Below are 25,479 nucleotides of genomic sequence, written 5' to 3'. Positions count from 1 at the left end.
ATGAATCGTTTTAGCAGACCTCTGCCTCGCTTGTCATGACTCATCTCAGCGTTTTGTGCCGGTGGGTAATGGCGCGTGGATTTCACGGCGCATCGGTCATGGCCTCAGAAGCCCCCCTTGTTGGCCCCCAATGCCCTCAACCCGCCCACGCCGGGTGCCTTAGTGTGGAGTTCTCCTTGATCACAACAGTAAACGGTGCACCCGGCTGACCGGGCGCCCCATGAGAGGAACACCATGCGGGCACGCCGTTCCAGTGAAAAGCCTAGCCTTTGTTTTGCCTTGGTGGGGGTCGCGATGTTGCTCGCAGGGTGTGGCGAAGACCCGAAAAGCCCGGCGACGCACATTGACGCGGCCACCGCCAGGCCCGCCGACACCGAGCTGGCGCAGGTCTATGACAACAGTTGCAAGCTCTGCCACGCCAACCCGGCCGCCGGCGCGCCGCTGACCGGCGACAGCAAAGCCTGGGAGCCTCGGGTCCTGCAAGGCGCCGACACGCTGCTCGATCACGCGATCAACGGCTACAACGGCATGCCGCCGATGGGCCAGTGCGTGCAGTGTTCAGAGGAACAGTTCCTGGCGCTGATCAGCTTCATGTCCGGCCAGCACATCCCACAATAAGAACGACAGGGTGCGATTCATGACGATGGACTTAACACGGCGTCAGTTGTTGCAACGGGCGAGTGTCATTGGCGCCTTTACCGCGCTCGGCTCAACACCGGCGCTGGCCGAACTGCTGCGCGCGCCACGGCTGATCCCCTGGCGTAACTGGTCGGGGGGCCAGAGTTGCCTGCCGACGGCGCGGCTGGCACCGAAGAACCTCGATGAATTGACCGAGGTTGTGCGCCAGGCCACGGGCAAGATTCGCCCGGTGGGTTCGGCGCATTCCTTCAGCGCGCTGGTGCCCACCGACGGCACGTTGCTGTCCCTGAGTTATTTCACCGGGTTGCTCGATCACGACGCGAAAACCCTGCAAGCCGAGTTCGCTGCCGGCACACCGATGTCGCGCATGGGCCCACCGCTCAAGGACATTGGCCAGGCCCTGCAAAACATGGCTGACATTGATTACCAGACCCTCGCCGGCGCGATCTCCACCTCGACCCACGGCACCGGCAAGCACTTCCAGTCCTATTCCGCCCACGTCTGCGGCCTGCAATGGGTGACGGCCACGGGCGAGGTGCTGGACTGCGATAGCACACGTCATCCAGAGGTGTTCAGCGCGGCGCGGGTGTCCCTCGGTGCGCTTGGGGTGGCGACGAAAATCCGTCTGCAAAACCGCCCGGCGTATCGCTTGAGGGAGCGGCAGTGGATCGCCAAAACTGAAGAACTGCTGGAAGACCTCGACAAAAACACCCGGGAAAACCAGCACTGGGAAATGCTCGTGGTGACCCATTCCGACTACGCCTTGTCGATTGCCCTCAACGAAACCACCGACCCGGCGACACCACCGATTCCGGCGGATGAGGAGGGCGGCAATGAGTTCGTCACGCTGATCGAGAAGATCGACAAGTACGGCAGCGACTTCCCGGACCTGCGCCGCACGATGCTCAACAGCCTGCGCCACCTCGCCAGTTTTGATGACCGGGTGGGCGACTCGTTCGACATCTACGCCAACGTGCGCACGGTGCGTTTCAACGAAATGGAATATTCAGTGCCGGCCGAACACGGCCCGGCGTGCCTGCGCGAAATCCTCAAGCTGATTCAGGACAAAGACCTGCGCACCTGGTTTCCGATTGAATACCGCTACGTCAAAGCCGACGACATTCCCCTGAGCATGTTCGAAGGCCGCGACAGTTGCTCGATCTCTGTTCACCAGCATTATCAGATGGACCATCACAACTTTTTCGCGGCTATCGAGCCGATTTTCTGGAAGTACAACGGCCGGCCGCACTGGGGCAAATTGCACACGCTCAACGCAAAAAACCTGCAGCCGCTGTACCCGCGCTGGCAGGAATTTATCGAAGTCCGGGAGGCACTGGACCCCAGCGGCAAATTCCTCAATGCGCACTTGTCATCGATTCTGGGGGTGAGCTGATGGCGGTCAATCGACGCAATTTTCTGATGGGCGCTGCCGGCATGGGCGTGTTGCTGGCGGGTGTGGGGGCGTGGTTGCGGCCGGGTGACCGAGGCGCGCCGTACAGCGAATATTTTCATACGCTGAACAGCGAACTCAAGGAACACGGGCCGATGCGGCCGGTGATGCTGATCGATCTTGATCGGCTGGATCACAACATCGATGAGGTGATGTTGTCGGTAAAGCGGGGCGGCAAGCACCTGCGCCTGGTGGAGAAATCACTGCCGGCGCCGGGGCTGCTGGCCTACATCGCCAAGCGCGCGGGCACGCAACGGTTGATGTCGTTTCATCAGCCGTTTCTCAATCATGATGCGCTGCAGTTTCCCGAGTCCGACATTCTGTTGGGCAAGCCGCTGCCGGTGCGTTCGGCCGAGTTGTTTTATCAGTCGCACAAAGGGCCTTTCGATCCGTCGCAGCAATTGCAATGGTTGCTTGATACGCCTGAACGACTTCAACAATACCTCACGCTGGCGCAGGGGTTGGGCACGCGATTGCGGGTGAATATCGAACTGGATGTGGGGCTGCACCGCGGTGGTGTGAGTGATGCGGCTATGCTCGGGCCGATGTTGGCGCTGATCAGCAAAAATCCTCAGCACCTGGAGTTCGCCGGGTTCATGGGCTACGACCCGTTTGTGGGCATGGGCGTGCCAGGGATATTGGGCTCGCCCGAAGAACTGTTCGCCAACGTGATGGTGATTTACAACCGCTGCGTCGACTTCACCCGTCAGCAATATCCCGGACTGTGGCATGAAGGGCTGACCCTCAACACTGCTGGCAGCCCGAGTTATCGCATGCATGAGCATGAACGGCTCAGCAGTGAGGTTTCGGTGGGGACGGCGATGCTCAAGCCGACACATTACGATTTGCCGTCGCTGGTAGAGCATGTGCCTGCGGCTTTTATCGCCACGCCGGTGTTGAAAAGCACCGGGGCGGTGAACATTCCGGCGCTGGATGACAAGTCCCGGCTGTTCTCGTGGTGGGACACCAATCAGCGCGAAACGTTTTTCATTTATGGCGGTAACTGGATGGCGGAGTTTGAATCGCCATCGGGGTTGCAGAGTAACGGGGTGTATGGCCGCAGCTCGAATCAGGAAATGGTCAATGGTTCGGCGGCGGTGGGGCTTGGGGTTGAGGACCAGGTGTTTTTGCGGCCGACCCAGACGGAGTCAGTGTTGTTGCAGTTTGGGGATGTGCTGGCGGTTCGGGGTGGGCGGATCGTCGACTCTTGGCCGGTGTATTACTGAAGGTTTTCTGGTGTCTGGCCTATCGCCTTCGCGAGCAGGCTCCCACAGGGAATGCATTCCAAATGTGGGAGCGGCTGTGCGACGGTTCGACTTGCTCGCGAAGGCGGTCGTTCAGTCAAAACGCATAAGGAATACTGACCTTGGCCCAAAGCATTTCCCCTTCCGGCCGGTTCTCCACATCAAACTCCTTGGCCCAGCGAATTTCCGCACTGGCGTATTCAAGAAAGGTCCAGTGCAAAGCCGGACCGATCGCAAACACCTGGCCGCGTACGCCGTCATTCACATTCTCACCATTGAACTGCACGGTGTGGCCGAACTGTTTGTCGTCGGTGGTTTGCTTGAGGTAGTAGCCATTCAACCCGAGCATCAGGTTGTCGGTGATTTTGTAGCTGGCCGAATAATCGAAGTGGAAAATCTGCCCTGACTCGTAATCGGTGTCTTTGTTTTTGCCATTGAAGCTGTACGTCGTCTTCATCGACATCTCAGTATTTTCCGTTGGCAGCCAAGTGAAGGAGAACAACGGTTTGTAGGTGTAGAAGTTGTTGCTGGTGTTGGCCAGGCGATCGACGCTGTATTCGCCGGTCGGCACGGTGATTTCCAGGGCGGCACCGAGGGTCAGGTTAGGCCCCATGTCCCACAGAATGATCGGTGCGACGGTGGTGTCGCCCATGCCTTCGCGGGTGTCGTGCAAGCCGAACACCGCGACTTCCTGCTTGAGCCAGGGCTGCGCGATGTAGCCCGCCAACCGGCCGCCGAACACCCGCACCGGGCTGAGGTAATCCAGGCGCGGAATGACGGCCGTGGATTCGATATCGACGTCCGGCACCTTGCCGCCGAGCGAGCTGATGTTCAGCTTCGTCGACGTGTAGTGGTTGTAGTAGAGGTTGAACGCAACCATGTTGTCCGGAAGGCTGTCGGGCGACAGCGGCAACATGAAAAAACCGTCGGTGCCGGTGCCGATGTTGTCCACGCCAGCCTCGGTGGCCAGCGCCGAATGAGCGGCGCAGACGCCCGCCAGGCTGATGACCAGTAGGGGAAATCTCGTGCGGGTCGGGATCATGGGTGTACTCATTATTATTGTTAGCGGGCTGTCCTGCGTCCATACGAGGGCCGCAACATAGAAATAAGCTGTCCTTGCCGTGCAAGGCAGGGTATTGGCGGCCATTTAGGGGGACTTCTGCGGACAGCCTTTAAACCCTGTGCTAATTTCCTTCGACATAACCGGTAACAAAAATAAGAATGCAGTTCGCCCCGGAATGCACAGCCCCATGCAAATGAAAGTGACTGATCCCACCTTTGAACTGGCGCTGGTGTCGCCGTTTCTCCTGCAAACCCTCGCCGAAGTCGCCGAGCAAAATGGCATCAACCCTGACAGCCTGTGCCGAGGGCTGGGTTTTACCTTTGAAGATCTCCAGGACCCGGCGCAACGGATTTCCTATCGGCAGGCCGTGGCGATGATTCAGCGCGCACTCAAAGCCTTGCCCAATCAGGGCCTGGGCTTGTGGGTCGGGGCGCAGAATGTGCTCGGCACGCTGGGGTTGCTGGGTCATGTGTTGTCGCTGTGCAAGACCCTGCGTGATGCTTTTGAACTGGGCATTCGGCATCAGCACACCTCCGGCGGGATTGTCGTGTCGAGCGTGGAAGAGGCGGGGGGGCGGGTGTTTGTCGACGTTGAATGCCGCTTGCCGTTCGCCGATGTGCAACTGTTTGCGGTCGAGGAGTTTTTCGCCAGTCTGCTGGTGTATGGCCGGGCGTTGGTCGGGGCGGATTTCAAGCCGATGGCGGTGGAGTTCATGCACGCGGCGCCGGATTATCTCGGCGAATATTCGCGGGTGATGGGGCCGGACGTGCGCTTCGGATGCTTGCAGAATCGCATGGTGATCGCGGGGCATTGGCTCGATGTTCGCTTGCCCAATCACCATTCCCTGGCCTTGCGTCAGGCAGTCAAATTACTGGAGCTGGAAGCCGCGCAAGTGCACCAGAAAATGGACTTGATCCAGGCTGTGGAACGGGCGATTGCCCGGGACCTGGCCGAGGGCAGTCACATCGAGAAAATCGCCGGCGACTTGAACATGAGCAGCCGCACCTTGCGCCGCCGCCTCACCGAACACGCGCTGACCTTCGAAACCTTGCTGGAACAAGTGCGCCAGGCCCGCACCATGAGCCTGCTGGCCAACCCGGACATGTCTATCGAACGCATCACCGAAGAAGTTGGCTACAGCGACGTACGCAGCTTCCGCCGCGCCTTCAAACGCTGGACTGGCATGAGCCCTAGCGCATTCCGCAACGAAACCCCACACCTCGACCCCCTGACCCCCTGGAGCAACTGACGAGCAACGCGAGGCTGCTAAGGGACGGTGCACACAAATGGTCTTTCCCCGGTTAAACTCCGTGCTCTTTTTCAAGGAGTTCATATGAGCTATTACCAGCCGGGCATTCTCGCCACCCCCGTTCCGCCTCAAGCCCGTCATATGTTCTTCGCCCTTGAATCCGTCGAAGCCTTGCCTGTCGCGCTCGACAACTTGATGCAACTGGTGGACGGAAAATCGGCTGTCGTCGGTTTCGGGGAATCGCTGGTCAAGGCGTTACACGCAAAGGTCGATGGCCTGCGTGCCTTTCCGGCACTGACCGGTGTGGGCGTCGACAACCCGTCGACGCAACACGCACTCTGGTGCTGGTTGCATGGCGTCGACCGGGGTGAGTTGCTCAACCGCAGCCAAGCCATCGAAGCCGCGCTGGCACCGGCCCTGCGCCTGGTGCAGATGAACGAAACCTTCCGCCACATGACGGGCCACGATCTGACCGGCTACGAAGACGGCACCGAAAACCCGCACGACGACGCCGCTGTCGCCGCGGCCCTGTTGGGCGAAGGCGCTGACGGCTTGGTCGGTGGCAGCTTTGCCGCGATCCAGCAGTGGCAGCATGACCTCAAGGGCTTCCACGCGCTGCCGTCCCATGAAAAAGACAACATCATGGGCCGTCGATTGAGTGACAACGAAGAACTCGATGACGCCCCAGTCTCGGCCCACGTCAAGCGCACCGCCCAGGAAAGCTTCGCCCCCGAGGCGTTCGTGGTGCGCCGCTCGATGCCTTGGATCGAAGGGGATCGCGCCGGCCTGATGTTCCTCGCGTTCGGCTTTTCCCTCGACGCTTTCGAAGCGCAACTGCGGCGCATGAGTGGTCTGGAAGACGGCATCACTGACGGTCTGTACCGTATCAGCCGCCCGATCACCGGCGGCTACTACTGGTGCCCGCCGCTCAAGGACGGTCATCTGGACTTGCGCGCCTTGCGTATCGGCTAACCAACAGGACGTGAACATGGACGTGGTGCGGTGGGGCATGATTGGTTGTGGCAGCGTCGCTGAGCGCAAGAGCGGGCCGGCCTTTTACAAGGCGCCCGGTTCGGCATTGGTAGCGGTGATGGGGCGGCGTCTGGAGGCGGTGACGGATTACGCCACGCGCCATGGCATCGACCGGGTGTACACCGACGCGCAAGCGCTGATCAATGACCCCGAGGTGGACGCGGTGTACATCGCCACGCCACCCGACAGTCACCACGCCTACAGCCTGATGGTGGCCGCCGCCGGCAAACATTGCTGCGTCGAAAAACCGATGTCGCTGAATGCCGGGCAAAGCCGCGAAATGCACCAGGTCTTTGCTGACGCCGGATTGCACCTGTTCGTTTCCTACTACCGACGCTCGCTGCCGCGCTTCCAGCACGTGCGGCAGTGGCTGGAAGCGGGGCGGATCGGCGAGGTCCGGCACCTGACCTGGACCCTCACCAAAGCCCCGTCACCCGTCGATCTGGGCGGCGCGCACAACTGGCGCACGGACCCCGGCGTTGCCGGTGGCGGCTACTTCGTGGACCTCGCCAGCCACGGGTTTGATCTGTTCCAGTACCTGCTTGGCGACATCACTGAAGTGGCCGGTTTCACGGCGCGACAGGCCGGGTTGTATGCCGCCGAAGACGCGGTCAGTGCGACGTGGCGGTTTGCGTCCGGCGCGACGGGCATGGGTTGCTGGAACTTCGTGGCGGATCGTCGGGAGGATCGGGTCGAGGTGATTGGCAGCCAAGGGCGGATCAGCTTTTCGGTGTTCGACGAGCATCCCGTGCAGCTCCAGGCGGATGAACAGCTCAGCCTGCACATCGACCATCACGAGCACATCCAGTGGCACCACGTGCTGGGCATGAACGCGCACATTCGCGGTCAAGCGCAGCACCCGGCGGTGGCAGCGCAAGCCCTGAAAACCGACTGGGTGATGGACCAGATCCTCAAGCGCACCTGAGTTTCACAGCTCCCTCGCCACAAAAACTGCCTCGGCAGGTTCGTTTTGCGAGCCGCTCTAACCTTATGCTCAAACAGTATTTCTCAACCCCCGCACCTTCTCTCTAAGATCACGTCATAACTCGTTATAACAAGTGATCTTCCATGACTGATAACGTTCTATCCCTCAGCAGCGTCCCTCTGCACACCCAGTTACGCGACGTGCTACGCGCCCGCATCCTCGACGGTGAATACCCGCAAGACAGCCAGATGCCCTCCGAAAGCGAACTTGGCGCGCTGTTCAAAGTCAGCCGCATCACCGTGCGCCAAGCCTTGGGTGATCTTCAGAAAGAAGGGCTGATCTTCAAGATCCACGGCAAAGGCACCTTCGTCGCCAAACCCAAAACCTTCCAGAACGTGAGCACCCTGCAAGGCCTGGCCGAGTCCATGACCGGTCGCGGCTACGAGGTGATCAACCGACTGCGCAGCTTCAAATTCATCGCCGCCGACAAACTCGTCGCCGAACGCTTGCAGGTCGCCGAAGGGGAAACCGTGGCCCAGATCAAACGGGTGCGGCTGATCAATCGCGAGCCGATCTCGCTGGAAATCACCTACCTGCCCAAAAGCCTCGGCGAACGGCTGGAGAAGGCTGATCTGGTCACTCGCGACATCTTCCTGATTCTTGAAAACGACTGCGGCCTGGCCCTTGGCCACGCCGATCTGGCCATCGACGCGGTCCTGGCCGACAGCGACCTGACCCAGGCACTCAACGTCGAACCGGGTTCGCCAATCATGCGCATCGAGCGCCTGACCCACGACGCCAGCGGCCAGCCCGTGGACTTCGAACACCTTTACTACCGTGGCGATGCCTTCCAGTACCGCCTGCGGATCGACCGGCAAAAAGGGGCGCAGGCATGACGCACAGTTCAATAACCAGAAGCACGTTGGAGCAGGAATACGACATCGTCGTGATCGGCGGTGGCACGGCAGGGCCGATGGCGGCGATCAAGGCCAAGGAACGCAACCGCGATCTGCGCGTGTTGTTGATCGACAAGGCCAACGTCAAGCGCAGCGGCGCGATCAGCATGGGCATGGACGGCCTGAACAACGCGATCATTCCTGGCCATTCGACGCCGGAGCAGTACACCAAGGAAATCACCATCGCCAACGACGGCATCGTCAATCAGGCGGCGGTGTACGCCTACGCCACCCACAGTTTTGAAACCCTCTCGCAACTGGACCGCTGGGGCGTGAAGTTCGAGAAAGACGAAACCGGTGACTACGCGGTGAAAAAGGTCCATCACATGGGTGCCTACGTGCTGCCGATGCCGGAAGGGCACGACATCAAAAAGGTTCTGTATCGCCAATTGAAACGGGCTCGGGTCAGCATCACCAATCGCCTGGTGTGTACCCGATTGCTGACGGACGAAGAGGGCGCGGTCAACGGTGTGATGGGTTTCGACTGCCGCACCGCCGACTTCCATGTGATCAAGGCTAAAGCGGTGATTTTGTGCTGCGGCGCCGCGGGGCGCCTGGGATTGCCGTCCTCGGGTTACCTGATGGGCACCTACGAAAACCCGACCAATGCTGGCGACGGTTATGCCATGGCGTATCACGCCGGGGCTGAACTGGCGAACCTGGAATGCTTCCAGATCAACCCGCTGATCAAGGATTACAACGGCCCGGCCTGCGCCTACGTCACCGGACCCTTGGGCGGTTACACCGCCAACAATAAAGGCGAACGTTTCATCGAGTGCGACTACTGGAGCGGCCAGATGATGTGGGAGTTCCACCAGGAACTCGAAAGCGGCAACGGTCCGGTGTTCCTCAAACTTGACCACTTGGCCGAGGAAACCATCCAGAACATCGAAGAGATCCTGCACAGCAACGAACGTCCGAGTCGCGGCCAGTTTCACGCCAATCGCGGCAACGATTACCGCACGCAGATGGTTGAGATGCACATTTCCGAGATCGGTTTTTGCAGCGGACATTCGGCGTCCGGTGTGTGGGTCAACGAGCGAGCCGAGACGTCGGTCAAAGGTTTGTATTCGGCCGGTGACATGGCGGCGGTGCCACACAACTACATGCTAGGTGCGTTTACTTATGGCTGGTTTGCCGGCACCAACGCAGCGGATTTCGTCGCCGGACGCGAGTTCTCAGTCGTCGATGCCAAACAGATCGAAACGGAAAAACAGAGGGTCTACGCGCCACTTGACCGCGAACACGGCCTGCCGCCCGCGCAAGTCGAATACAAGCTGCGACGTTTCGTGAACGACTACCTGCAACCGCCGAAAGTGACCAGGAAGATGCAAATCGGCCTGCAACGCTTTAGCGATATCCAGCGTGATCTCGATCAAATCAAGGCCCATAACGCCCACGAACTGATGCGCGCCATGGAAGTCAGCATGATCCGCGACTGCGCCGAAATGGCCGCCCGCGCCTCCTTGTACCGCGCCGAAAGTCGCTGGGGGCTTTACCACTATCGGGTCGACCACCCGCAACGCAATGACGGCGACTGGTTCTGCCATTGCCACCTGAAAAAGGGTGACGACGGCCAGATGACCAGTTTCAAGAAAGCCGTCGAGCCTTACATCATCCCGCTCGATGCCGAAGAAATGCAGGCCTACGACCGGTTGCGCGTCGGTGCCTTTGCCGCCTGAGCATCATTAACAGAGAGACTGCCCGATGGCCTATCAACCCCAGGAAATCTTCTTCCGTTCCAACGCACCGGTCACGGTCGACGAGGATCTTTGCATCGCCCACAAAGGCTGCACCGTGTGCGTCGACGTCTGTCCGATGGACCTGCTGGCGATCAACCCGGCCACCCAAAAAGCCTACATGGCGTTTGATGAATGCTGGTACTGCATGCCCTGTGAAAAGGACTGCCCGACCGGGGCGGTGAAAGTTGAAATACCTTATTTGCTCCGTTGAAACACAGTCCCTGTAGGAGTGAGCCTGCTCGCGATAGCGATGATTCAGGCAATGAGATGTTGGATGTGCCACCGCTATCGCGAGCAGGCTCACTCCTACATCGGATCTTTGACAGCTCCAAAAAAGCCATCCGCAAACCCCGGACGCTGAATTGAAAACCACCCCTCGTTTCCCACCACGCCCTGATCGTGGCGGAGACGAACATCCAACAAATGATTCGAGGGGATATACCCATGTTGCGTGCAGCATTCGCCGGTCTGGTACTGGCCTCATTCACCCTGTCGGCCTCCGCCGAAACCATCCGCATTGCCATTGGCACCCAGGACACCACCATCAATTGCGCCGCCGGCGGATTGCTGATTCGTGAGCTCGGCCTGCTCGACAAATACCTGCCTCACGGCGGCCAATACAAAGACGCCAACTATGAAGTGGAGTGGAAAAACTTCACCAGTGGCGCACCGCTGACCAACGAGATGGTCGCCGGCAAACTCGACTTCGGCGCCATGGCCGATTTCCCCGGCGCGTTCAACGGCGTGGCGTTCGAAACCGCCGGCAAGCACAGCCTGTTCATCAGCGTGCTCTCGGGCAGCATCAAGGGCAGCGGCAACGGCATTGTGGTGCCGAGCGCTTCGGGTGTGCAGTCCTTGTCGGAGCTGAAGGGCAAAACCATTTCCGTGCCGTTCGCCTCGACCGCCCATGGCATGTTGCTGCGCGCCGTCGCCGCTCAGGGGTGGGATCCGCTCAAAGACGTCAACATCATCGCCCAGCCGCCAGAAGTCGCAGGCTCCGCGTTGCAAGCCGGAAAAATCGATGCCCACGCCGACTTCGTGCCGTTTGCTGAACTGTTCCCGAGCCGTGGTTTCGCGCGCAAGATTTACGACGGTGCCCAGGCCGGCGCACCGACCTTCCACGGCGCGTTGGTGGATCAGGCGTACGCGAAGAAGTACCCGGAGATCGTCGTCGCCTATCTGCGGGCGAGCATCGAGGCCAATCAGTTGCTGGCGGCAGAACCGGAGAAATACAGTGAACTGATTGCCAAGGTCACTGGCGTCGATGCCGAGGTCAATTATCTTTTCCATGGTCCGTTGGGCGTGCAAACCCGCGACCTGAGCTGGAAGCCGGAATACCGTCAAGCCGTGGGTACCGCCATCGATACGCTCAAATTATTGAAGAAGGCTGATCGTGGTCTCGATCTCACGACCTTTATCGACGATCAATACATCCGTGCTGCGTTCAAGGCTTCAAATCTGGATTACACCGCGCAACTGGCCAACTACGGACAAACGCCGTTGAAAGCGGTTGATGCATCGAATGGCCAGGCGATCACCGACTTCAGCCATGTCGCGGAAATCTGGGTGCGCGGCGAACCGAAAGTCCGACAGTACGCCTCGGCGCAAGCGGCCTTCACCGCGTTGGCCGGTTTGAAGTCGGAAGGCAAAAACATCCGTGCGGTGTACGCCCAAGCCAGCGACAGCGGGATCAAGTTACTGGCGGATCAGGCGTGGTTTGCCAGTGATGCAAAAGGACGCCTCAGCGCGTTCCTGCTCAAAGGCCAGGCTCAACAATTTGCCACGACTCAGGGCGGAAAAGTCTTCGACTTCAGCGAAGCCACCACCCAGGCCGTTGCCGCCCGCTAACCCAAACACACCGCATTTCCCCTGTGGGAGCGAGCTTGCTCGCGATAGCGTTGGAGCAGTCGACATCAATGTTGAATGTCAGTCCGCTATCGCGAGCAAGCTCGCTCCCACAGTGATCCCGGTTAAGAGGAAGAATTGTGTATCGATCCTATGCACGCTGGATCCCCAGAGCCGCTTCGCTGCTGCTCTGCCTGCTGTTCTGGCAACTCGCCGCCAGCCACCACTGGAACCTCGGCCTGATTACTTTCGCCAACGTCCCGACGCCAGTGGCTGTCATCCAGGCTGCGTTGGGCCTCGGTGATTCCGGCAAACTCGGCCAACACCTGAGCAGCAGCCTCAGCCGGGTCTTCGCCGGTTACCTCGCGGCGCTGATCATCGGCATCGCCCTCGGCTTGGCCATCGGCCGCTCGACATGGGCTGAAGACGTGCTGCTGCCGCCACTGGAAGTCCTGCGGCCAATCCCCGCCGTTGCCTGGATTCCGCTAGCGATCCTGATGTTCCCATCCTCGGAACTGTCGATGGTCTTCATCACCTTCACCGGCGCGCTGTTCCCGATTCTGCTCAATACCGTGCACGGCGTTGAAGGCGTCGACCCTCGCCTGATCGCCTCGGCCAAAAGCCTCGGGGCAGGGCGTCGGGCGGTTCTGCTGGAAGTGATCCTGCCAGGGGCGGCGCCAAGCATCATCACCGGCCTCGCCATCGGCATGGGCACCTCGTGGTTCTGCCTGGTGACGGCGGAAATGATCTCCGGCCAGTACGGCATCGGCTATTACACCTGGGAGTCCTACACCATCCAGAACTACGCCGACATCGTGGTCGGCATGTTGCTGATCGGTGTGCTCGGGATGGGCAGCAGCCTGCTGATCAAACGTCTCGGCGGGCTGTTCACGCCGTGGCACCGACCACGAGGAAAAGCCTGATGAGCGTGATGCAAACCCCGGAAGGGCGGATCGATATTCGCCAGTTGTCCATCGTCCTCGGAGAGGGTCCGCAGGCCTTCGAAGCCGTGCAAGGCCTGGACTGCCAGATTGAAGCGGGGCAGTTCGTGTGCATTCTCGGGCCGTCCGGTTGCGGCAAATCGACCTTGCTCGGTGCGCTGGCGGGGCATCTGCAACTGCGCGCCGGAACCGTGAAAGTCGATGGTGCGAATGTCTTGGGCCCGTCGCCGCAGCGCGGCATGGTGTTCCAGCACCACACGTTGTTCCCGTGGCGAACCGTTCGCGACAACGTTGCGTTCGGCCTGAAGATGCGCGGCATCGGCAAGGCTGAACGCCATACAGCCGCCGATGAAATCCTTGCCTTGGTGGGCCTCGAAGATTTTGCCGAGCGCTGGCCGGACCAGCTCTCCGGCGGCATGCAGCAACGGGTGGAAATCGCCCGGGTGCTGATCAACCGCCCGCGCCTGTTGCTGATGGACGAACCCTTCGGCGCCCTCGACGCACTGACCCGGTTGAACATGCAGGAACTGCTACTCGACATCTGGACGCGGATTCGCACCACCGTGGTGTTTGTCACCCATGACATCGACGAAGCGTTGTTCCTCGCGGATCGCCTGCTGGTCATGAGCTCGCGGCCCGGCCGGATCATCGAAGACCTGCGCCTCGACTTCTCAAGGCCCCGCACCACCGAACTGGTGACAAGCCATGAATTCTCTCGCCTGAAGCGCCATTGCCTCGAATTACTGCGTCACGAAGACGGTCGGCAGCTCCCGCGCCTGAACCCTCTCGGACTGCCCCCTGAAAACAAACTGCCGCGATTTGCCCTATGACCTCTCTATTCGATGTAACCGACAACGACGAAATCCTTGCCCTGCAACCGCGCCTGACTGATGACGACCCCGGCGTGCGCCGCATCGCGCTGATCGAGCTGGCCGACCTTGAAGAACCGGACGGCTTGTTGTGGCTGGTCAATCGACTGGCTGAAGATCCGAACGAAGCAGTCCGCGCCGAAGCCGCGCGTTTGCTCGAGGCCTGGGAGGAGCAAGCCGTGGTTGAAGCACTGTGCCAGGCGCTGACCGATCCCTCGTCGGCCGTGCAAGCGGCCGCCGCACAGAGCCTCAGTTTGCTCAAAAGCGAAGCCGCGGGTCGGGTGATTCTGCCGTGGGCCGGGCATGCCGAGGCCCGTGTGCGCATTGCCGCGTTCAGGGCGTTGCGTGAGTTGCGCTTTCCGGAGGCTGCCGCGGCCGCTTTAGCCGCGTTGAACGATGCAGACGCCAGCGTTCGTCGTGAGGCGGTGGGCGTTCTCGGCTGGCTCAAACACCTCGACGCGTTGCCGGCGTTGGCGAGATTGGCCAGCGCCGACCCGGACACCGAAGTCCGTCGCGCCGCCACCGGTGCCCTCGGTCTGGCGTCCGACGCTCATGTGCTACCCGCGCTGCGCCAAGCCTTGCAAGACGATGCCTGGCAAGTGCGCGAAGAAGCCGCGACTACGTTGGGCAAAGTCGGCCACATTGATGCAGGCAGCGCACTGGTCGCAGCCTTGAGCGACGACTATTGGCAAGTCCGCCTGCGCGCCACTCGCAGCCTCGGCCGCTTGCGTTACGTCCCGGCCCTGAACGGCCTGATTGAAACCCTCGGCCATCGCATCAGCAATCTGCGCAAGGAAGCCGCGCTGGCCCTCGGAGAATTGAACGATAAAGGCGCCATTGCCCCCTTGCAGGCCGCACAAGACGACGGTGACCCGGAAGTCCGCAAAGCCGTGCGCATTGCCTTGAGTCAGCTGCTGTGAACCCGGTGGCGGTGGGTAATTCCCAGAGTAAACAGCAGCTGCGATTGAACTGGCCGGATGGGCGTGAGCAACGGCTGGATCATGCTGAACTGAGGCGTCAGTGCCCGTGCTCGCAATGCCGGGCATTTCGGCTGCAAGGGCTGACGGTGAAGGTTGATCCGCGAATCCGTGTGGTCGAGTTGAATCCTCAAGGCTATGGCGTGCAACTGATCTTCAGCGATGGCCACGAACGCGGCATCTACCCGTGGCCCTACCTGGCACAACTCACCCCTGAAACTACAAATATCTAATGTGGGAGCGTGTGGGCCTGAAGGATTTGCTGACACCACGCCAATCAATGTGGGAGCGAGCCTGCTCGCGAAAGCGGCGGCTCAGTCAACATTGATGTTGAATGTTAAACCGCCTTCGCGAGCAAGCTCGCTCCCACAGTGGAATTGTGTGGTCAGAAGGATTTGCTGAAACCCTTGAATCAATGGGGGAGCTGTGTGGGTCAGAAAGACTTGCTGACACTCGCCACCACGGTGGCGCTGCACACGTCGTCGTAGCCCCAGTTGCTGGTGCATTGGCTTTTCGACAGGTCGGTGTCGATGTAGCTCAGGCCCAGCATCACCCCGGCCAGTTCGTGGGTCAGTTTGACTTCCCATTCGCGGTACGAGTCCTCGGCATGGCCGGAGCTCGAGTACAGGTGCGGGTCTTTGAAGTCCATGTTGCCGTAGCGCAGTTTCAGGCCAGTGTCATAAGGCAACTGGGTTTCGTAACCGACATAGCTGTACAGCGAGTTCTGCTTGCTATCGACTCCCGGTGCATCGTCGGAGTAATAAGCGCCGAGTTTCACCCCGTAGGCGCTGAGAATGCCGTAGACCTCGCTCTGGTTGAACTGGCTTTCTTTCGGGTACGTGTACTTGAGGTAACCGATGTCGAGGTTGACGTCCTCGGTCGCTTCCCAGAGCCAGCCGCCGTAGTAATCCACTTCCTGGCGGGTTTTCAGGTCGCCGCCGAAGTCGACGTTGGAACTCCAGGCACCCACGTATAAACCCGTGCTGTGCGCCAGGGTCACACCGGCTTGCACGGCGGGGTCATTGAGCGTTTGCGAAATGCCGCGGGTGCGGTAATCGCTCGCCAGGGTCAGGTCCACCAGTACGGAGAAGTCGTCGTTCAAGACGATGGCCTGGCTGCTCAACGGCAGCAGACTCAAGGAGCCAAGGGCGAACAGGGTGAAAGCTTTCATGAATGCAGTCCCGATATTGTGATTGTTATGGGCAGTTTTTCTGTGGCAAAGCTGCGCCAAACCCCAACGTCGAGCGTGGGATCGGGCAGCGGATTACAGCGGGTTTTTATTAGAGGGTCGGTGCGTAGACTTCGCGCCCGGCGAACCAGGTTTGCAGCACTTGGGTGTCGCTCAGGGCCTTGTTGTCGACGGTGAAGACGTCGCGGTCCAGCACGATAAAGTCAGCTTGCTTGCCTGGAGTCAGCGAGCCGATCTGCTTCTCCAGGCCGATGGTGCGCGCGGCATTCAGGGTATAGGCGTAGAACATCGTTTCGCGATCCACAGCTTCTTTGATGTTCAGCACGCCCAATGGCCCGACGCGAGTGATGGCCTGGGCCATGGCGTTCCACGGGTTGGGCGAAGACACCGGCCAGTCACTCGCCCCCGAGATGGTCGCACCCTGTTTGAGCAGCGAATGCGCCGGGTATTGATAGCGGAAGGCGAGGGCGCTGACGTAAGGCTTGATCATGTCCGTGGTGTAGTCGTCGGCCGAGGCCCACAGCAGTTGCATCGAGGCGATGACGTTCAGCGGTTTGAACCGCGCAAACTCTTTCGGATTGACGATTTGCAGGTGGGTGATCGAGTGCGTCACACCGCTCTGGCGATCCTTGCGCGCCTGTTCGATGCCGTTCAGCGCCTCACGCACCGCGCGGTCGCCGATGGCATGGATGTGCACCAGCCAGCCGCGCTGGTCGATGGCGCTGACCAGTTCGCCGAAATGCTTCGGATCGATCAGCAACTCGCCCTGTTTGTGCGAGTTGTTGTAAGGGTCGATCATCGCCGCGCTCTGAGCCGGGAATTCGATCACGCCGTCGGCGAAGATCTTGACCCCGGGCAGCGTCAGGTTGGGGATGCCCTGGAATTGCTGGCGAACCTTGTCCAGCGTGTCGAGATCGGCCGGTACGCTTTTTGAGTTGGCCACCAGCAGGGCGGCTACGTGGACCGTCATGCCACCGGTTTCGGCCAGCGCTTTATAGGCCGGCAGCACGCCGACGGTTTTCTCCGTGGGCTTGAGCGCGAACAGCGCTTCGCCGGGTGCGGCATTGGCGGCGGGGTCCATCCATGCGGTGATGCCGAAGCTGTTGTTATAGCGCACGGCCGATTGGGCGGCCTTGAGCATGTCGGCGGAGCTCGGCACAGGTATTTTCGAGGACACCCGGTCCCAACCGGCGTCCACCAGGAAACCGTTGGGGGTGCCATCGGCACGTTTGCCGAGGGTGTCCGCTTCGGCGGCAGGCAATGACTTGAGCAATGCGGCATCAATCCCGGCGCGCTTGAGCATGAAATCGTTGGCCCAGGCTGTGTGGTGGTCGCTGCCGGTGAATACGACGGGCACGTTGGCCCATTCACCGTGGCTGAATTTTTTGCCCAGGTCTTCGGCCTTGGCCCAGTACACCGAACTCATGCCGGCGATGGTCAGCACATCGCCGTGTTTGGCCTTGCCGTCGTCACGCCAGGCGCGCAGGCGTTTTTCCAGTTCGTCGAGCTCGACCACCTCGTCTTCCATGTTGGCCGAGACCATTTCCAGGCCGCCGAAAATCGCGTGGGAATGGGTGTCGATCAGGCCCGGCATCAAGGTTTTACCGCCGAGGTCGACCACTTTGGTGTCGGGCGTGATCAAGGCTTTGATCTGCGCATCGCTGCCGACCTGCAGCACCTTGCCGTCCTGTACGGCCAGCGCCTGCACCTTCGGTTGGGCACGGTCGGCGGTGAAAATCTTGCCATTGATCAGCACCAGATCGGTGGCTGCCATGGCTTCCATCGAGGCAAAACTAACAGCGGCCATCAAGAGATTCGGGATGAATCTTTTCATTGAATGTTTCCTTGTTATTGCGTCTGATGGCCAGATTAGTGGCTGCTTGTGCGCAGCAGAACGCCTTCCTCACGAAAAACGTTTTTGCCGGAATGGAAAAAGTATGGACAAGCTGGGCGCATTGAAAATGTTCGTGGTCACGGCGCAACTGGGCAGTTTCAGCCGCGCCGCCGAGCAGTTGGGCAAGACCCCGTCGGCCCTGACCAAAGCGGTCAATCACCTGGAAGCGGAGCTCGGCGCCCGGTTGTTCGAGCGCAGCACCCGACGGATTCTGCTGACCGAATCCGGGCGGCTCTATCTGGAAACCGCACGCCAGGTGTTGCAGCGACTGGAGGAGGCCGGCGAAGAAATCGAGCAGTTGCAGCATGGTCTGCGCGGCAACCTGAAAATCACTGCTCCGCTGGCCTATGGGCAGGCATTTCTCGATCAAGTGTGTGGCGGTTTTCTCGAGCAATACCCGCAGATCAATCTGCAGGTGGACCTGTGCGATGAATTCGTCAATTTGCTGGAAAGCGGCTACGACCTGGCCCTGCGCGAAGGCCATGACGACTTGCCTGGGTTGATCGCCCGCGTCGTTGGCAGTAATCGTCTGGCGTTGTGCGGCAGCCCCGCCTATCTGGCGCGCAAGGCATTGCCGGTCACCCCGCACACCCTCGATGACCATGAATGGCTGCTGTATCGCCATCCGTTGCTCAGCCGCGAATTCTGGTGGGTCGTGCACGACGGCCAGCGTTTGAGCCTGCCGCAGCCGCAAAATCCACGGTTGCGCAGCGACAATTACGACCTGCTGCTGGCCAACGCGCTGGCCGGGCGCGGGTTGTTGCATACGCCGTTGTGGAGTGCCGCGCCGTACATTGCCGATGGCCGGTTGGTGCAGCTGATGGCCGACTACGACATCGATCCGGACAGCTTTGGTCCGCACATCCTCGCGGTGTACCCGAGCCATCGACGGGCGACCGCGAAGGTGCTGGCGTTTATCGATTACATCGCAGGGTTTCTGGCGTCCCGTGGTTTGAGCTGATTGGCGGTTCTTGCCAGGAAAACGCCAAAAGAGTACAAATGTACTCCATGACGACTTTAACTCCCCGCCGTACTGCCATCCTGACCTTTATCCGCGACCGGATCGCGGAGCACGGTCAGTCCCCGAGCCTCGCTGAAATCAGCGAGGCCTTTGGTTTTGCCTCCCGCAGCGTGGCGCGCAAGCACGTGCTGGCGCTGACCGAAGCCGGTTTCATCGAGGTCAACCCGCACCAGGCCCGTGGTATTCGTTTGCTCGGGCAACCGGCGCGGCCCGAGTTGCTGGACATACCCGTACTCGGCCGGGTCGCGGCGGGTGCGCCGATCGGCGCTGATGCCGAGGTGCACAGCCGGTTGCTGCTTGATCCGTCGATCTTCTCGCGGGTGCCGGATTACATGCTGCGGGTTCAGGGCGATTCGATGATCGGGGACGGCATCCTCGACGGCGATCTGGTGGGCGTGCGGCGCAACCCGGAAGCGCTCAATGGCCAGATCGTGGTGGCGCGACTGGACGGTGAAGTCACCATCAAGCGTTTCGAGCGGGCCGGCGACACGGTTCGCCTGTTGCCGCGCAACCCGGCGTATCAGCCGATCATCGTGCAGCCCGGTCAGGACCTCGCCATCGAAGGGGTGTTCTGCGGTCTGGTGAGGCAAGGGTGATGGGCGCCGTCGTTGCGCTGGATACGCTGTTCAATGGCGGTCAGGTCTGGAAGGGCCGGCCTGCGCCACCGGCCGTCAGCCCACAACCCACCGGGCATGCCGCACTGGATGCGGCGTTGCCCACCGGAGGCTGGCCGGAAGCGGCACTGACCGAAATCCTTCTGGCCGGGCAGGGCGTCGGCGAGTTGCAACTGGTGTGGCCGGCACTGGCGCGGTTGTCGGCGGCGGGCGAGCGCATCGTGCTGGTGGCGCCGCCTCACGTGCCATATCCCCAGGCGTGGCAAAACGCCGGGGTCGATCTGCGCCAATTGTCGATCATCCAGGCCAGCGAGCGCGATGCCTTGTGGGCCACGGAACAATGCCTGCGCTCGGGCAGTTGTGGCGCCGTGCTGTGCTGGCCGCACAACGCCGATGACCGGGCGTTGCGCCGCTTGCAGGTGGCGGCGGAAACCGGCTCGACCCTGGCGTTCGCCTACCGCTCGATCCATGAAGCCGTCAACCCTTCGCCCGCCGCCCTGCGCATCGCTATCGACGCCAGGCCTGCGCAATTGCGCGTGCTCAAGTGCCGGGGCGGGCTGGCGCGTTCGGCGCCGATTGCCTTCCCTGTGGGGCATTGAGGTTGCCATGCGCTGGGTGTGCATTCTTTTCCCGCAATTGGCGCTGGACGCGGTGCTGCGTCAGCGTCCCGATCCCGATGAGCCGCTGGCGCTGCTGACCGGCCCGGCGCAGCGCCGGGTTTTGCAAGCGGTCAACGCGTCGGCGCGGGCGCTGGGCTTGCGCCCGGGGCAGTCAATGACCGCCGCGCAGGCCTTGAGCAAAGGCTTTGCCACGGCCGAATACGACGCTGCCGAAATCGAACACTGGCAACAGTTTCTGGCCGCATGGGCCTATCGCTTCAGCTCTCAGGTCAGCGTGCATTACCCGCGTGCCGTGGTGTTTGAAATCGAATCCAGCCTGGGCTTGTTCGGGCCGTGGCCAACGTTCGAAGCGCGGTTGCGTGCCGAGCTCGGCGAACTGGGCTTTCGTCATCGGATTGTCGCCGCGCCCAACCCGGTGGCCGCGCGGGTGCTGGCCAACGTGTATGACGGGCTGGTGGTGCCGGACAACGAAGCCTTGCAATACCCTCTCGGGCAATTGCCCGTCGACCGCATCGGGTTGGAGTCCGGCGTTGCCACGGCGTTGTCGCGCATGGGCTTGCGCACCTTGAGCCAGGTGCAGGCGCTGCCACGACAGAGCCTTGCCCGGCGTTTCGAAGCCCAGGTGCTCAAGCATCTGGACGCGTTGACGGGGGCGCGCCAACTGGCCTTGGCGTTCTACCTGCCACCGGACCGTTTCGACGTGCGTATCGAACTCAATTTCGACGTGCAGTCGCATCAGGCGCTGCTGTTTCCGTTGCGTCGGTTGACCGGCGACCTGTCGGCCTTTCTCTGTGGTCGGGACAGCGGCGTGCAGCGATTCGACCTCCACCTGGAACACGCCGGCTTGCCGGACTCGGTGATCAAGGTCGGCCTGCTCAGCGCCGAACGCGATCCGGCGATGCTCTTCGAACTGGCCCGGGGACGACTGGAACAGGTTCAAGTCGAAGCCCCGGTGCGCGGTTTTCGGCTGTGTGCCGAAGACTTGCCGAGCTTCGTCCCGCAGTTTCAGGAGCTGTTCGACGACCGCCCGCAGCAATCCTTGCCCTGGGAGCAACTGCGCGAACGCTTGCGCGCACGGCTCGGCGATGACGCGGTGCATGGCTTGCGCTTCCAGGCCGATCATCGCCCTGAGTGCACGTGGCAGGCGCGGGTCGACAGTCAACTGTGCGCGGGGTTGCCGGGTGTGCAGCGTCCGGGCTGGTTGTTGACGGAGCCGCAGGCGATCCACGAAGGGTCGACGCGCATCCTCATGGGCCCGGAGCGCATCGAGTCCGGCTGGTGGGACGGCGCCGACGTGCGCCGCGATTATTACCTGGTCGAAACCCGTTCCGGCCAGCAGGGCTGGGCGTATCGGGCAGTGGGTGAGGGCGGCCCGCTGTGGCTGCAGGGCTGGTTCGCATGAGCATTGACTATGCCGAGTTGCACTGCCTGTCGAACTTCAGCTTCCAGCGCGGGGCCTCCAGCGCCCTTGAACTTTTTCAACGGGCGAAAAAGCACGGCTATCAGGCGCTGGCAATCACCGATGAATGCACCCTGGCCGGCATTGTCCGCGCCTGGCAGGCGGCCAAATCGGTGGAGCTGCCGCTGATCATCGGCAGCGAAATCCGCATTGAGAACGGCCCGAAACTGGTGCTGCTGGTGGAGAACCTTGAGGGTTACCAGACCCTGTGCCGATTGATTACCCAGGCACGACGCCGCACGCAGAAAGGCCAGTATCAAGTGCTGCGCGAAGACTTCAGCGAGCCGATGCCAGGGCTGTTGGTGTTGTGGGTGCCGGACGCTGTCGATGACTTCGAGCAGGGCCGCTGGCTGCAACAGACCTTCGCTGATCGGTTGTGGCTGAGCGTCCAGTTGCATTGCGGCCAGGACGATACCCGGCGCCTGGAAGCGCTGCTGACCCTGGCCCGGGCGTTGCGAATTCCAGCGGTGGCCAGCGGCGATGTGCACATGCACACCCGTGGCCGCCGGGCCTTGCAGGACACCATGACCGCGATCCGCCATCACCTGCCGGTGGCCGAAGCCGGGTTGCGCCTTCACCCCAATGGCGAGCGGCATGTGCGCAGCCTGGAGGTTTTGCAAGCGATCTACCCGCCAGCTTTGCTTGTTGAAACGCTGGCCATTGCCCGGCGGTGCACCTTCGACCTCGGGCAGTTGCGTTATCAGTACCCACGGGAGTTGGTGCCGCATGGCCAGACCGCCACGTCCTGGCTACGTCATTTGACGGATGAAGGCATTGCATGGCGCTGGCCGAAAGGTCCGAAAACGGCGGTGCTGAAGCAGATCGACAAGGAGCTGGAGCTCATCGCCGAACTGGGCTACGAGAGCTATTTCCTGACGGTGCACGACATTGTGCGGTTCGCCCGTGACCAGCACATTCTGTGTCAGGGCCGGGGCTCGGCGGCCAACTCGGCGGTGTGTTTTGCCTTGGGCATCACGGAAATCGACCCGGACCGCACCACGTTGCTGTTCGAGCGTTTTCTCTCCAGGGAGCGCAACGAGCCGCCGGACATTGACGTGGACTTCGAACACGAGCGTCGCGAAGAAGTCTTGCAGTACGTGTTCCAGCGTTATGGTCGAAAGCGCGCGGCATTGACGGCGGTGGTCAGCACTTATCACGCGGCCGGCGCGGTGCGTGACGTGGCCAAGGCATTGGGTTTGCCACCGGACCAGATCAATGCGCTGGCCGATTGCTGTGGGCACTGGAGTGATACCGCGCCGCCGGTGGAGCGCCTGCTGGAAGGTGGCTTCGACCCCGAAAGCCCGGTGCTGCGCCGGGTCTTGAGCCTGACGCAACAGCTGATCGGTTTTCCCCGACACTTGTCCCAGCACCCCGGTGGCTTCGTGATTTCCGAGCAGCCGCTGGACAGCCTGGTGCCGGTGGAAAACGCCGCCATGGCCGAGCGCACGATCATTCAATGGGACAAGGACGACCTCGACGCGGTCGGGTTGCTCAAAGTCGATATTCTGGCCTTGGGCATGCTCAGCGCCATCCGCCGTTGTCTCGATCTGCTAAGTCGCCACCGCAACCTTGACCTGAGCCTGGCGACGATTCCGTCTGAAGACTCGGCCACCTACGACATGATTGGCCGTGCCGACACCATCGGCGTGTTCCAGATCGAGTCCCGGGCACAGATGTCGATGCTGCCCCGGCTCAAGCCCCGCAAGTTCTATGACCTGGTGATTGAGGTGGCCATCGTCCGTCCGGGCCCGATTCAGGGGGGGATGGTGCACCCGTACCTGCGCCGTCGAAACAAGGAGGAGCCGGAAACCTATCCTTCCCCGGAACTGGAAGCGGTGCTCAAGCGCACCCTGGGTGTGCCGCTGTTTCAGGAACAAGTGATGCAGATCGCCATCGTCGCCGCCGACTACAGCCCCGGCGAGGCCGACCAGTTGCGGCGCTCCATGGCGGCCTGGAAGCGCCACGGCGGGCTGGAGCCGCACAAGGATCGACTGGCCGCCGGGATGAAGAAAAACGGCTACACGGCCGAGTTCGCCGCGCAGATCTTCGAGCAGATCAAAGGGTTCGGCAGCTACGGTTTCCCCGAGTCCCATGCTGCCAGTTTCGCCTTGCTGACCTACGCCAGTTGCTGGTTGAAATGCCACGAGCCGGCGGCGTTTGCCTGTGCGCTGATCAACAGTTGGCCGATGGGGTTCTACAGTCCGGACCAGATTCTCCAGGACGCGCGCCGGCATCACTTGCAGATTCGTCCGGTGGATGTGTGCGCCAGTGACTGGGATTGCAGCCTCGAACCGGTAACCGGTGCGCAACCGGCGATTCGCATGGGGTTGCGGATGATCAAGGGTTTTCGCGAAGACGATGCCCGGCGCATCGAAGCGGCCCGCGCGCGAGGCGAGTTTGTCGACATTGCCGACCTCGGCGAACGTGCGCGACTGGATGCCCGCGCCCAGGAGCAACTGGCCGACGCCGGTGCATTGCGGGGGCTGGCCGGTGACCGGCATCGGGCGCGCTGGGAGGTGGCGGGGGTGCAAAAACAACTCGGTTTGTTCGTCGGCCTGCCGCGCCAGGAAGAAGACGTCGTGTCATTGCCAAAACCCAGCGTCGGCGAAGACCTGCAAGCCGATTACGCCAGTGTCGGCACCACCCTCGGTCCGCATCCGCTGGCGTTGCTGCGCGGTGAATTGAGGGCACGGCGTTGTCGCAGTTCGCAAGAATTGATGACGGTCGAACACGGGCGGCCGGTCAGTGTCGCGGGGCTGGTGACGGGGCGGCAACGACCGAGTACCGCCAGTGGTGTGACCTTCGTGACGCTGGAAGACGAGTTCGGCAACGTCAATGTGGTGGTCTGGCGCGACCTGGCCGAGCGGCAACGCCAGGTGCTGGTGGGCTCGCAATTGCTCAAGGTCGATGGCCGCTGGGAACAGGTAGGCGAGGTTCGCCACCTGATTGCCGGACGCCTGAGCGACCTGAGCTCATTGCTCGACGGCATCAGCGTGCGCAGCCGGGATTTCCGCTGAATTGTGGCGAGGGAGCTTCTGTGGCGAGGGGGCAAGCCCCCTCGCCACAGGTTATGGATGAAGGCGGGTTACTTGGCTTCTGGCCAAAACCGTTCCCCGCCCCCCGGTGCGTCCGTCCACGCTTGCAACGAGCGGGTCGGCAAATCGAAATAATCACGCGTTCGTGCATAACCATGCCCGCCCATGCGCCCGATCGCGTCCAAACCCAGCTGATCGATGTACAGGGTTTTCGGGTCGATCAGTTCGTCGCGCACATGCGCCATCAGCACCTCGCCAAAGATAATCTCCCGCGATTGCCCGATGGACAGCGCCATCATCCGCCGACACTCCAACGCCACGGGCGCTTCGCCGATCCGCGGGCATTTGACCGTGGTGCCGGGAATTGCCGTGAGGCCCGCCGCCGTCAACTCATCGAAGCCGGGGGCGAAGGGCACGGCGCAGACGTTCATGGCTTCGACCAGCGCGTCGCTGACGATGTTGACGGTAAATTCCTGATTGAGCTGGATGTTGCGGGTGGTGTCCTTGGGGGTTTGATCGCCGTAGTTTTCCACGCCCAGCGCCAGAATCGGCGGGTCGGCGGACAAGGCATTGAAAAAGCTGAACGGCGCCGCGTTGATCCGGCCTTCGCCATCGATGGTGGTGACCAGCGCAATCGGGCGCGGGACCACGCTGCCGATCAGAATCTTGTACTTGTCCCGCGCACTCAGGGTGCTGAAGTCAAAGCTTTGCATAG

At 61.4% G+C, this 25,479-nt stretch carries 23 protein-coding genes; 19 read left to right on the top strand and 4 right to left on the bottom strand.

Features of this window, described 5'->3' with window-relative positions; genetic code table 11:
- Window positions 1-234 precede the first annotated feature (234 nt).
- The 3 genes from NL116_RS17770 to NL116_RS17760 all read left to right on the top strand — a co-directional run bounded on the left by NL116_RS17770 (window position 235) and on the right by NL116_RS17760 (window position 3,315).
- Window positions 235-618: a c-type cytochrome gene (locus NL116_RS17770; protein ID WP_494373326.1), complete on the top strand. Its 384-nt coding sequence runs from the start codon at window positions 235-237 to the stop codon at window positions 616-618.
- Window positions 619-637: 19 nt separating this feature from the next.
- The gene (locus NL116_RS17765) at window positions 638-2,032 is read left to right on the top strand and encodes a D-arabinono-1,4-lactone oxidase (protein ID WP_494373325.1); all 1,395 of its coding nucleotides are present in this window, start codon (window positions 638-640) and stop codon (window positions 2,030-2,032) included.
- Between the two features lie 74 nt (window positions 2,033-2,106).
- On the top strand, window positions 2,107-3,315 hold the full coding sequence (locus NL116_RS17760) for a DSD1 family PLP-dependent enzyme (RefSeq protein ID WP_494378087.1): 1,209 nt from the start codon (window positions 2,107-2,109) through the stop codon (window positions 3,313-3,315).
- A 115-nt stretch (window positions 3,316-3,430) separates the two neighbouring features.
- Here the strand turns inward: NL116_RS17760 and NL116_RS17755 are convergent, their stop codons facing one another.
- On the bottom strand, window positions 3,431-4,375 hold the full coding sequence (locus NL116_RS17755) for a SphA family protein (RefSeq protein ID WP_494373324.1): 945 nt from the start codon (window positions 4,373-4,375) through the stop codon (window positions 3,431-3,433).
- 208 nt (window positions 4,376-4,583) lie between these two features.
- Here NL116_RS17755 and NL116_RS17750 point away from each other — a divergent pair, with 208 nt between their 5' ends.
- The 11 genes from NL116_RS17750 to NL116_RS17700 all read left to right on the top strand — a co-directional run bounded on the left by NL116_RS17750 (window position 4,584) and on the right by NL116_RS17700 (window position 15,165).
- Window positions 4,584-5,645 (top strand): AraC family transcriptional regulator, encoded by a 1,062-nt coding sequence (locus tag NL116_RS17750; RefSeq protein ID WP_494373323.1) that lies wholly within the window; start codon window positions 4,584-4,586, stop codon window positions 5,643-5,645.
- 84 nt (window positions 5,646-5,729) lie between these two features.
- On the top strand, window positions 5,730-6,617 hold the full coding sequence (locus NL116_RS17745; RefSeq protein ID WP_494373322.1) for a Dyp-type peroxidase: 888 nt from the start codon (window positions 5,730-5,732) through the stop codon (window positions 6,615-6,617).
- A gap of 16 nt (window positions 6,618-6,633) precedes the next feature.
- A complete protein-coding gene (locus NL116_RS17740; RefSeq protein ID WP_494373321.1) occupies window positions 6,634-7,602 on the top strand; it encodes a Gfo/Idh/MocA family protein in 969 nt (322 codons plus the stop codon).
- A 143-nt stretch (window positions 7,603-7,745) separates the two neighbouring features.
- On the top strand, window positions 7,746-8,498 hold the full coding sequence (locus NL116_RS17735; RefSeq protein ID WP_494373320.1) for a GntR family transcriptional regulator: 753 nt from the start codon (window positions 7,746-7,748) through the stop codon (window positions 8,496-8,498).
- A complete protein-coding gene (locus tag NL116_RS17730; RefSeq protein WP_494373319.1) occupies window positions 8,495-10,240 on the top strand; it encodes a fumarate reductase/succinate dehydrogenase flavoprotein subunit in 1,746 nt (581 codons plus the stop codon). Before NL116_RS17735 ends, NL116_RS17730 begins: the two co-directional genes overlap by 4 nt.
- A 25-nt stretch (window positions 10,241-10,265) precedes the next feature.
- Window positions 10,266-10,511 carry a 4Fe-4S dicluster domain-containing protein gene (locus NL116_RS17725; RefSeq protein ID WP_007946457.1) on the top strand — a complete coding sequence of 82 codons (246 nt, stop codon included), beginning with the start codon at window positions 10,266-10,268 and terminating at the stop codon, window positions 10,509-10,511.
- Between the two features lie 233 nt (window positions 10,512-10,744).
- Window positions 10,745-12,148 carry an ABC transporter substrate-binding protein gene (locus tag NL116_RS17720; RefSeq protein WP_494373318.1) on the top strand — a complete coding sequence of 468 codons (1,404 nt, stop codon included), beginning with the start codon at window positions 10,745-10,747 and terminating at the stop codon, window positions 12,146-12,148.
- A gap of 137 nt (window positions 12,149-12,285) precedes the next feature.
- The gene (locus NL116_RS17715) at window positions 12,286-13,068 is read left to right on the top strand and encodes an ABC transporter permease (RefSeq protein ID WP_494373317.1); all 783 of its coding nucleotides are present in this window, start codon (window positions 12,286-12,288) and stop codon (window positions 13,066-13,068) included.
- Window positions 13,068-13,916, top strand: a complete 849-nt coding sequence (locus NL116_RS17710; RefSeq protein WP_494373316.1) for an ABC transporter ATP-binding protein — start codon at window positions 13,068-13,070, stop codon at window positions 13,914-13,916. Before NL116_RS17715 ends, NL116_RS17710 begins: the two co-directional genes overlap by 1 nt.
- Window positions 13,913-14,875, top strand: coding sequence for a HEAT repeat domain-containing protein (locus NL116_RS17705; RefSeq protein ID WP_494373315.1), 963 nt, complete (start codon window positions 13,913-13,915; stop codon window positions 14,873-14,875). The genes NL116_RS17710 and NL116_RS17705 overlap by 4 nt, the downstream gene beginning before the upstream one ends.
- Window positions 14,872-15,165, top strand: coding sequence for a DUF971 domain-containing protein (locus NL116_RS17700; RefSeq protein ID WP_494373314.1), 294 nt, complete (start codon window positions 14,872-14,874; stop codon window positions 15,163-15,165). The genes NL116_RS17705 and NL116_RS17700 overlap by 4 nt, the downstream gene beginning before the upstream one ends.
- Before the next feature lie 200 nt (window positions 15,166-15,365).
- Here the strand turns inward: NL116_RS17700 and NL116_RS17695 are convergent, their stop codons facing one another.
- Entirely contained in the window at window positions 15,366-16,103 is a 738-nt protein-coding gene (locus tag NL116_RS17695) for a TorF family putative porin (protein ID WP_494373313.1), read from the bottom strand.
- Window positions 16,104-16,212: 109 nt separating this feature from the next.
- The gene (locus tag NL116_RS17690) at window positions 16,213-17,955 is read right to left on the bottom strand and encodes an amidohydrolase (RefSeq protein ID WP_494373312.1); all 1,743 of its coding nucleotides are present in this window, start codon (window positions 17,953-17,955) and stop codon (window positions 16,213-16,215) included.
- Window positions 17,956-18,058: 103 nt separating this feature from the next.
- Between NL116_RS17690 and NL116_RS17685 the strand changes: the two genes are divergently transcribed.
- From NL116_RS17685 to NL116_RS17665, 5 genes are read left to right on the top strand one after another with little or no spacing between them, the layout of a single operon-like run.
- A complete protein-coding gene (locus NL116_RS17685; RefSeq protein ID WP_494373311.1) occupies window positions 18,059-18,976 on the top strand; it encodes a LysR family transcriptional regulator in 918 nt (305 codons plus the stop codon).
- A gap of 38 nt (window positions 18,977-19,014) precedes the next feature.
- Window positions 19,015-19,632 carry a transcriptional repressor LexA gene (gene lexA, locus NL116_RS17680; RefSeq protein ID WP_494373310.1) on the top strand — a complete coding sequence of 206 codons (618 nt, stop codon included), beginning with the start codon at window positions 19,015-19,017 and terminating at the stop codon, window positions 19,630-19,632.
- On the top strand, window positions 19,632-20,249 hold the full coding sequence (imuA, locus tag NL116_RS17675) for a translesion DNA synthesis-associated protein ImuA (protein ID WP_494373309.1): 618 nt from the start codon (window positions 19,632-19,634) through the stop codon (window positions 20,247-20,249). Before lexA ends, imuA begins: the two co-directional genes overlap by 1 nt.
- A gap of 7 nt (window positions 20,250-20,256) precedes the next feature.
- The gene (locus NL116_RS17670; RefSeq protein ID WP_494373308.1) at window positions 20,257-21,672 is read left to right on the top strand and encodes a Y-family DNA polymerase; all 1,416 of its coding nucleotides are present in this window, start codon (window positions 20,257-20,259) and stop codon (window positions 21,670-21,672) included.
- Window positions 21,648-24,746, top strand: coding sequence for an error-prone DNA polymerase (locus NL116_RS17665; protein WP_494373307.1), 3,099 nt, complete (start codon window positions 21,648-21,650; stop codon window positions 24,744-24,746). Before NL116_RS17670 ends, NL116_RS17665 begins: the two co-directional genes overlap by 25 nt.
- 68 nt (window positions 24,747-24,814) lie before the next feature.
- Here NL116_RS17665 and NL116_RS17660 read toward each other — a convergent pair whose 3' ends face one another.
- Window positions 24,815-25,477 (bottom strand): flavin reductase family protein, encoded by a 663-nt coding sequence (locus NL116_RS17660; RefSeq protein WP_494373306.1) that lies wholly within the window; start codon window positions 25,475-25,477, stop codon window positions 24,815-24,817.
- Window positions 25,478-25,479 lie beyond the last annotated feature (2 nt).

The sequence above is a fragment of the Pseudomonas sp. FBCC-B1667 genome, assembly GCF_059133255.1.
This window is presented reverse-complemented; position numbering and strand designations above follow the sequence as displayed.

What these genes read in the sequence shown, in the direction of transcription:
- NL116_RS17770 (WP_494373326.1), top strand. Translation starts at nt 235, where the DNA reads ATGCGGGCACGCCGTTCCAGTGAAAAGCCTAGCCTTTGTTTTGCCTTG.
- NL116_RS17765 (WP_494373325.1), top strand. Translation starts at nt 638, where the DNA reads ATGACGATGGACTTAACACGGCGTCAGTTGTTGCAACGGGCGAGTGTC.
- NL116_RS17755 (WP_494373324.1), bottom strand. Translation starts at nt 4,375, where the DNA reads ATGATCCCGACCCGCACGAGATTTCCCCTACTGGTCATCAGCCTGGCG.
- NL116_RS17750 (WP_494373323.1), top strand. Translation starts at nt 4,584, where the DNA reads ATGCAAATGAAAGTGACTGATCCCACCTTTGAACTGGCGCTGGTGTCG.
- NL116_RS17745 (WP_494373322.1), top strand. Translation starts at nt 5,730, where the DNA reads ATGAGCTATTACCAGCCGGGCATTCTCGCCACCCCCGTTCCGCCTCAA.
- NL116_RS17740 (WP_494373321.1), top strand. Translation starts at nt 6,634, where the DNA reads ATGGACGTGGTGCGGTGGGGCATGATTGGTTGTGGCAGCGTCGCTGAG.
- NL116_RS17735 (WP_494373320.1), top strand. Translation starts at nt 7,746, where the DNA reads ATGACTGATAACGTTCTATCCCTCAGCAGCGTCCCTCTGCACACCCAG.
- NL116_RS17730 (WP_494373319.1), top strand. Translation starts at nt 8,495, where the DNA reads ATGACGCACAGTTCAATAACCAGAAGCACGTTGGAGCAGGAATACGAC.
- NL116_RS17725 (WP_007946457.1), top strand. Translation starts at nt 10,266, where the DNA reads ATGGCCTATCAACCCCAGGAAATCTTCTTCCGTTCCAACGCACCGGTC.
- NL116_RS17720 (WP_494373318.1), top strand. Translation starts at nt 10,745, where the DNA reads ATGTTGCGTGCAGCATTCGCCGGTCTGGTACTGGCCTCATTCACCCTG.
- NL116_RS17710 (WP_494373316.1), top strand. Translation starts at nt 13,068, where the DNA reads ATGAGCGTGATGCAAACCCCGGAAGGGCGGATCGATATTCGCCAGTTG.
- NL116_RS17705 (WP_494373315.1), top strand. Translation starts at nt 13,913, where the DNA reads ATGACCTCTCTATTCGATGTAACCGACAACGACGAAATCCTTGCCCTG.
- NL116_RS17695 (WP_494373313.1), bottom strand. Translation starts at nt 16,103, where the DNA reads ATGAAAGCTTTCACCCTGTTCGCCCTTGGCTCCTTGAGTCTGCTGCCG.
- NL116_RS17690 (WP_494373312.1), bottom strand. Translation starts at nt 17,955, where the DNA reads ATGAAAAGATTCATCCCGAATCTCTTGATGGCCGCTGTTAGTTTTGCC.
- NL116_RS17685 (WP_494373311.1), top strand. Translation starts at nt 18,059, where the DNA reads ATGGACAAGCTGGGCGCATTGAAAATGTTCGTGGTCACGGCGCAACTG.
- lexA (WP_494373310.1), top strand. Translation starts at nt 19,015, where the DNA reads ATGTACTCCATGACGACTTTAACTCCCCGCCGTACTGCCATCCTGACC.
- imuA (WP_494373309.1), top strand. Translation starts at nt 19,632, where the DNA reads ATGGGCGCCGTCGTTGCGCTGGATACGCTGTTCAATGGCGGTCAGGTC.
- NL116_RS17670 (WP_494373308.1), top strand. Translation starts at nt 20,257, where the DNA reads ATGCGCTGGGTGTGCATTCTTTTCCCGCAATTGGCGCTGGACGCGGTG.
- NL116_RS17660 (WP_494373306.1), bottom strand. Translation starts at nt 25,477, where the DNA reads ATGCAAAGCTTTGACTTCAGCACCCTGAGTGCGCGGGACAAGTACAAG.